This window comes from Catenulispora pinisilvae, from assembly GCF_015356865.1.
GTDB classification, from domain to species: Bacteria; Actinomycetota; Actinomycetes; order Streptomycetales; family Catenulisporaceae; genus Catenulispora; species Catenulispora pinisilvae.
The window spans coordinates 1-6,879 of record NZ_JAAFZA010000380.1 but is presented as its reverse complement, the minus strand read 5'-3'; the positions used below and the strand labels follow the sequence as shown (position 1 = coordinate 6,879).

The window sequence follows — 6,879 nt, the reverse complement described above, 5'->3', positions numbered from 1 at the left end:
GTGCAGACCTCGCACCAGCAGCCCCCGCCGCCGTCCGGCGGTGTCAGCTCCCTGAGTGTGTCCTCGCTGAGCGCGGACCAGAGCGGTGGTTTCAACTACGTCGCGCACGTCCATGTGACCACGAGGGGGACCGGGAGCGTCACGGTGACCGTCACCTTCGCCGGCTCGGCGTCCGGGGACTCACCGGGTTCGGTCGGCGCGCAGAGCCAGTCGTTCACGCTGTCCGGGAAGACGTCGTACGACCTCGATCCGGGAGTCGATGTGCACGGCGTGTGCTCGGCCGGCTCGGCTCCGTACATCGACGCGGTGGCAAGCGCTTCCGGGGCGGACTCGTCGGTGGCGTACGCCAGCTCGCCGTGCTGAACCACGGCTGAATATGGGAGAACCCCTATCGCGCCGGAATGCACCACCCTATAGTTCAGTGCATGGGCCAGGATGGGGGAATTGGCCTGCCGACGCTTGTGTCGGAGTTGGTCGATCGGGTCGCCGGAATCGGTGTGCGGGTTCAGCCAGGCACGCCGCGCGGTTCCGCGCGCACGGGGTCGGACGGGGTCGCTGAGGCGTCCCGACCGACGATCGCCGACCGCCAAGCCACCTCCCCCTGGGCCACGCCCCACGCCGCCCGCAGGCACCACGCGGACGGTGAACACGGCGCCGACGGCGTCCCGACCGGCCTTGAACCGGCCGTCCGGGCCCGGCGAGCGCCAGCATTTCTCATCACAACAGGGGGGAACCACCAATGAGCACCACAACCGTCGGAAGCCAGCGCACCGCCTCGCTCGACCGCCTCACGGCGCGCGAGATGGAGATCGCCCGCCTCGTGCGGGACGGCCGGACCAACCGTCAGATCGCCCGCGCTCTGGGCCTGTCCACCAAGACCGTCGAGGCGCACCTGTCGCGCATCTTCGCCAAGCTCTCGATCCCTTCGCGGACGGTGCTGGCGGTGCTGGTGACGACCGGGGAGCGGGCCGCGGCCTGATTCCGCGCCGCGGGGCCGCCGCGAGGCGGCCCATGCGGTTCTGAGGCGATAGGCGTCTTCTGGGCGGTGTGCGTCGGTACGCGCGGTAAGCGCTAATACCTTTCCGTTAGTACGGTTCGCGCACCGCACCGGGAGCGATAGTCCTGCACCGCGCAGGAATTCACGCCGCGCTGTCCGACCGAGTCCGCGCCGAAGCGATCAGCTTCGTGAGCAACGCGGTGAGGACCTGCGGCCGTTCCATCGGCACCATGTGCCCGGCTCCCGGCGCGACCGTCAGCCGGGCACCAGGGATCGCGTCAGCCATCCGGCGGGCGTGCGCGAGCGGCGTCAGCCGGTCGCGGGTGGCGGCGACGACCTCCACGTGGACGCCGGCCAGATTCTTCAGTGCCGCGCGCTTGTCGTGGACCATCAGTGCCGGGAAGAAACCGGCCAGCGTGGCGCTGGAGCAGGTCTTCAGGATCTCGTTGCACTCCACGACCACCGCTCGCGGCGCGCGCCGGCCGAACAGCAGCCAGCGGGTCTGCACGACCGCGGCTCGCGAGCCGGTCGCCTGCTTGGCCCGGACGGCGTCCGCCTTGCCGGGGTTGGCGGCGATGCGTCGCAGGGTGTTGACGATGGAGTTGCGGACCGGTTTGGCGATCAGTTCGGGGAAGCCGAGGGTGATCCGGGACAGGCCGCCGCTGGAGGTGTTGGTCAGCAGGACGCCGGACACCTTGCCGCCGGACACCTTGCCATCAGACAGCTTGCCATCAGACACGTTGCCGCCAGACCCCTTGCCGCCAGACACCGAGCCGGCGAACAGATCCGGCCGTTGGTCGGCCAGCGCCATGATGGTCATCCCGCCCATCGAGTGGCCGGCGAGGACCACCGGGCCGGTCGGCACGAGTTGGTCCAGGACCGCGGCCAGATCGCGGCCCAGTTGGTCCACCGAGGGGCCGGGGCCGAAGCGCTGCGCGGCGGCGCCGGTGACGCCTTCCAGCCACGCCTCGCCCGGCGTCGAGGAGCCGTGGCCGCGCTGGTCGTAGCGCAGGACCCGGACGTCCCCGGCCGCGGCCAGCGCCTCGGCCTGGGCCCGCCAGGCGCGGGTGGACAGGGTCCAGCCGTGGGCCAGCACGACGGTGACCGGCGCGTCCGCGGGACCGTCTTCCTCGACGTGCAACTCGGCGCCGTCGAAGGCGACGACGGTGTGGAATCGCTGATCGGCCATGCTCCCCTGCCCCTGCTCGGCGACAACCTACCGGCGGGTAGCCTACTGAGAGTAGGTAGAGAAGTCGATAGAGTCCGGGGCCATGACCGACGCCCCGCGCCGCAAGCGTGTGCCCCGCGCCGAGCGCGAGCAACAGATCCTGGCCGCCGCCGAGGAGGTCTTCGCCGAGCGCGGGTTCCAGAACACGTCCATGGACGAGGTGTCGCTGCGCGTCGGGGTCTCCAAGCCGATGTTGTACGAGTACTTCACGTCGAAGGAAGGGCTGCTGCTGGCGTGCGTGGCGCGGATCCGTGCGGATCTGCACAGCACGACACTCGGTGCGATGGCGGCGGCCGAGGCGGGCGGTCCGCGCGCCGTGCTGGAGGCCGGCCTGGAGGCGTACTTCGACTTCGCCGACCGGCACGGCCGGGCCTGGGCCGTGTTGTTGAACGAGTCGGTGATCGTGGCCGGTCCGGCCGAGGAGGCGATCGAGGCCATCCGCGGCCAGCAGACCCGACTGCTGGAGGACGTGCTCGGCCGCTGGCTGGCCGACGCCTCCCCGACCCGGGTCGCGGTGCTGGCGCACGGCCTGGTCGGGGCCAGCGAGCGGGTGGCGCGGTGGCGGCTGCGGGACGGGTCCGGGACCGGGCCGCGGGAGACGGCGGTGCTGCTGGCCGATGCGTTCTGGCCGGGGTTCGCTGAGGTCGAGACTTCGGCGAACCCCTGAAGTTGTAAGGGATCCAGGGCTTGTGTGTAGCTCTCGGCCGCGGCAGGGGATGTAGTGGAAGCTGCAATCGGGATGACGATGGGCTTGTGGGCGGCGCCGGCTCGGCGGAGCGTGACGTCTCCGCTACCCAAAGGCGCGAGGATACGCCCTGCGTGACCGGTCGGACACCGTAGGAGACCCTTTCGTCCGAAAGGTGAACTCCGGGCGTCCTGGATAGGTACTCTCATGCACTCATCGCATATCGTGAACACCATGGCGGAGAGTCCTGGCCACGGCGGTCCTGCGGAACCGACGGGCGAACACGAAGACCGGCGTCGCGTGACGGCCGACATCCCGCCGTGCCATTGCGTGATCTGCGACAGCGAGACCGCCGTCAGCCAGACCCTCACCGCGGCCGAGAACGAGTCGTTCGCCGAGGACGACGGACTGGCCGACGAGGAGGACGACGCCGTCCGCGCGCTGGTTCCCGGGTGGTTCGGCGAGGCGGCCGCGCACGTGCGGCGCACCGGCTGGACCTCGATCGGCATCATGCCCGGCACCAGGACCCCCGGATGGGCGTTCTCGGTCGGGCTCTGGCACAGCTACCGCGCCCCCGAGGTGTCGCTGTTCGGCCTGCTGCTGCCGGACATGCAGCAGCGGGTGAACCGGGCCGGGCGGCTGATCCGGGACAACAAGCCGTTCGGGTACGACATCGAGATCGACGGGGTGCTGGACGCCCAGCCGGTGGTCGCCAAGCGGGTGCACCCGGGGTGGTACCCGACGCTTTTCGGGTTCGCGGTCGGGTTCTACCGGGGCGCGGTGCCGCCGTTCGTGCAGCTGGTCTGGCCGGACAGCCACGGGCTGTTCCCGTGGCAGCCCGGGTGCGGGCTGCGGTGCCGGACGGTGCAGCCGCAGCTGTGGCTGCCGCCGGAGCTGCACCCGGATGGGCCCTGGCAGAACCCGCGCTGAGGGGCTCTGAGGGGCACTCGGCTAAGGCGGACCGACAGGCACTGGGTGCGGCGCGCACCGATTAGGCACTGGGTTGCGCTGAGGCAGGCCGAGCCGCGCTCGGTTCCGACTGGAGCCGCCCGAATCTCCCCAGGATGGCCCAGACCTGCTCCGGAACCGCCCCGAACTAGTCAGGGCGGCCCGGCATCAACCTCAACCGCAAACCGTCGCCGCAGCGGCTAGCACCTCACGCTTGGCCAGCGCTGCCGCCCGGCATCACCTCAAGCCGTCGCCGCAGCGCCCCTCGCCTCGCACTCAGCCAACGCCGCGGCCCGGCATCACCTCAGCCTCAAGCCTGCGCCGCGGCGTCCCGCGTCTCACGCTCAGCCAGCGTCGTGGCCAGCCCACCGCCCCCGACGGCCAGCTCGGCCGCCCGCGCCAGCAGCGTCAGCAGTCGCTCCGCCTGTGCCCGGGACAGGCCGCGGTAGCCGCGTGAGGCCAGCTCGTCGGTGATCTCCTCGGCCTGCTCGCGGAACAGCAGCGTCGCGTCGTCCGGATGCGGGTAGGGCGCCGGCCAGCGGAAGAACTTCGCGCCGGCCTCGCCGAGCGGGCCGGTGACGATCGCCTCCAGGGGGTCCAGGCCGGCCATCTGCACGGCCGCGATGTGCAGGCCGCCGCGTTGTTCGCGCATCACCATCGACCAGTGCACCACCCGGTGCCGGGCCGGGGCCGGCTCGGGCATCGCGCCCCAGGCCGCGGCCAGCGGGGACAGGCCGGTCTCGGAGGTGGTGGCGATCTCGCGGAGCATGTCGGCCAGCTCGTGGGCCTCGTCCTCGGGGAACGCGGTCAGGAACTCGTCGGCCCACAGCCGCTGCACATCGCGGTAGCGGTCCACCACGCGGTCCAGCGGGGGGCTCTGCTTCGGGTCGCGGGCCGTGGCCCAGCTCTGCATCGCCAGGTCGAGCGGGAAGAAGCCGACGACCGCGTGCACCACCTCCGGGGAGACCGGGCCCAGGACCCCGACCCGGCCGCCGAAGTAGAACGGCCAGCCCTTCATCCCCAGGTCCTTGGCAGCGGTACGGGCCGCCTGGGAAGACATGTAGTCGCCGCCGAGGGACGAGAGAGCGCCCTTGGCTTCAACCGCGGTGCTCAGCGCCAGCTCGCGGATCGCCGCCGGATCGATAGTCGGATCAGCCGTCATGAGGCCTGATTCTCCCGCTCAGCCACACGGGCTTACAAACCGAGTCGCACTACTGCGCTGACCTGCGCGTTACCTCAGCCCTGCGCGATAGATCACACAGAACGACTATTCATCCGCACGGAGCACGGCGGCGTGACGCGGCGGAGCCAGGGCCGTTGTCGCGGTGGACGGGCCTCATCGGCTCGCCGCGGGCCCGGTGTCGCCAGCATCGGCCCGCCGCATCTGCATCTCCCGGTTCACCCGAACCCCCCGTGAAGAAAATGAGGACAGGCATGCACGACGTGACCAAGCGCGGGCTCGCGCTCGCGGTCGCGACCGGCGGCCTGCTGATCACTGGAGCCGCACCCGCGGTCTCGGCGGTGTCCCCGCACCCCGAGAACCCGGAGCACGCTGGGAAGAAGAGCCAGCCAACGGGCAGCTCTTCACACCACGCGGCCATTCCGGTCAGCAGCGAGCAGGTCACGCAGTACGCAGGGCGGCACAAGGCTCAGAAGGCCCACGAGGAGCACGGCGCCGCGCCGCACCACGCCGTCGCTGCGCACCACCCGGCGGCGCCCCACCACGACAGCGCGGCGCACCACACGCCCGCCGCGCACCACACCCCGGCAGCGCACCACGCGCCCGCCGCGCACCACCAGGGCGCACCCCACCACGCTCCGGCGCCGCACCACGCCCCCGCGGCCCACCACGGCGCGGCGGCGCACCACGACGCCCTCACCCCGGCTCTGGCGCACAACAGCATGCAGTACCCGCCGTTCCACCACGAGTCCGCCGGGGCCGAGGCCTTGGGTTCGGACCTGGGCGGCGGCGGCCTGCTGGCCGGCAACACCATCGAGGTGCCGGTCGACGCGCCCATCAACCTCTGCGGCCTGGTCGTGACCGTGCTCGGCGGCGGCGACCAAGCCGCCGACGACCACTGCGTGAACGGTCCGGGCATGGCCGGCGGGCCGAACAGCGCGGCGTCCGCCGTGGCGCACGGCTCCCCGGGGGCACTGTCCAACAACATCGTGCAGGTGCCGGTCTCGCTGCCGACGAACATCTGCGGCGACACCGTGACCGCGGTCGGCGGGCACGACTCGGCCGAGGACATCCTGTGCGCCAACCGCGGCGGGCAGGACTTCTCGACCGCCAAGGCTGTGGCGTCGGACTCGCCCGGCCTGGTGAGCGGGAACGTCGTCCAGGTGCCGGTGGACGCCCCGCTGAACCTGTGCGGGATCACCGCGAACGTGGTCGGCGTCTACGACACCGCCGCCGGCAACAAGTGCGCCAACGGCGGATACGGCGACGGTCACGACCACGGCGACGAGCCGATGAGCGCCCGCTCGCGCACCCAGGACCTGCCGGAGCCGGGGATGGGCCCGCGCGCAGGCGCCGGCGCGAACGCGGTCACCGCGAACTCCTCCGGCGCGGTCACCGGCAACGTCCTGCAGGTGCCGATCGAGGCTCCGATCAACGCCTGCGGCGACTCGGTGAGCGTGATCGGCGCGTTCAACTCCGCGCTGGACAACCACTGCGTGAACCACACCGCGGGCGGCGCCGCCGCCACCGGCCGGGCCGTCGGCAACAACGGTCTGGCCACCGGCAACGTCGCGCAGCTGCCGATCGACATCCCGACCGAGGTGTGCGGGGTGGTAGCGGCCGTCGGCGGCTACCACGACACCGCCGAAGACAACAGCTGCGCCAACACCGGCGCCGCGAGCACCACATCCATCGCCTCCACCACCGGCGAGACCGGGATCGTCACGGGCACCGTCGCGCAGGGCAGCGTGAACGCGCCGGTGCAGATCTGCGGCGACACCATCGGCGCCGGACTGGCCAACAGCGGGACCGAGGACAACAGGTGCACCACCGGCCCGGTG

The 6,879-nt window shown here is 71.7% G+C and carries 7 protein-coding genes; 5 read left to right on the top strand and 2 right to left on the bottom strand.

All coding sequences use genetic code 11. The features are described 5' to 3' along the window. A partial coding sequence (locus IZR01_RS47150; RefSeq protein ID WP_194927653.1) for a hypothetical protein occupies positions 1-363 on the top strand: 363 nt, incomplete at its 5' end. A gap of 376 nt (positions 364-739) precedes the next feature. After that, positions 740-979 carry a helix-turn-helix domain-containing protein gene (locus IZR01_RS47145; protein ID WP_194898805.1) on the top strand — a complete coding sequence of 80 codons (240 nt, stop codon included), beginning with the start codon at positions 740-742 and terminating at the stop codon, positions 977-979. Positions 980-1,139: 160 nt separating this feature from the next. Here the strand turns inward: IZR01_RS47145 and IZR01_RS47140 are convergent, their stop codons facing one another. Then, positions 1,140-2,186, bottom strand: a complete 1,047-nt coding sequence (locus IZR01_RS47140) for an alpha/beta fold hydrolase (protein ID WP_194927652.1) — start codon at positions 2,184-2,186, stop codon at positions 1,140-1,142. A gap of 82 nt (positions 2,187-2,268) precedes the next feature. Between IZR01_RS47140 and IZR01_RS47135 the strand changes: the two genes are divergently transcribed. Together IZR01_RS47135 and IZR01_RS47130 are read left to right on the top strand one after the other, a co-directional pair. Then, positions 2,269-2,892, top strand: a complete 624-nt coding sequence (locus tag IZR01_RS47135; protein ID WP_194927651.1) for a TetR/AcrR family transcriptional regulator — start codon at positions 2,269-2,271, stop codon at positions 2,890-2,892. A 252-nt stretch (positions 2,893-3,144) separates the two neighbouring features. Beyond that, positions 3,145-3,840, top strand: a complete 696-nt coding sequence (locus IZR01_RS47130) for a DUF4262 domain-containing protein (RefSeq protein ID WP_194898808.1) — start codon at positions 3,145-3,147, stop codon at positions 3,838-3,840. Between the two features lie 328 nt (positions 3,841-4,168). On the opposite strand, the gene IZR01_RS47125 is transcribed toward IZR01_RS47130, so the two are convergent. Beyond that, entirely contained in the window at positions 4,169-5,020 is an 852-nt protein-coding gene (locus IZR01_RS47125; protein ID WP_194899978.1) for an SCO6745 family protein, read from the bottom strand. Positions 5,021-5,292: 272 nt separating this feature from the next. Between IZR01_RS47125 and IZR01_RS53910 the strand changes: the two genes are divergently transcribed. Then, on the top strand, positions 5,293-6,879 hold a 1,587-nt coding region (locus IZR01_RS53910), incomplete at its 3' end, for a chaplin (protein ID WP_194927650.1).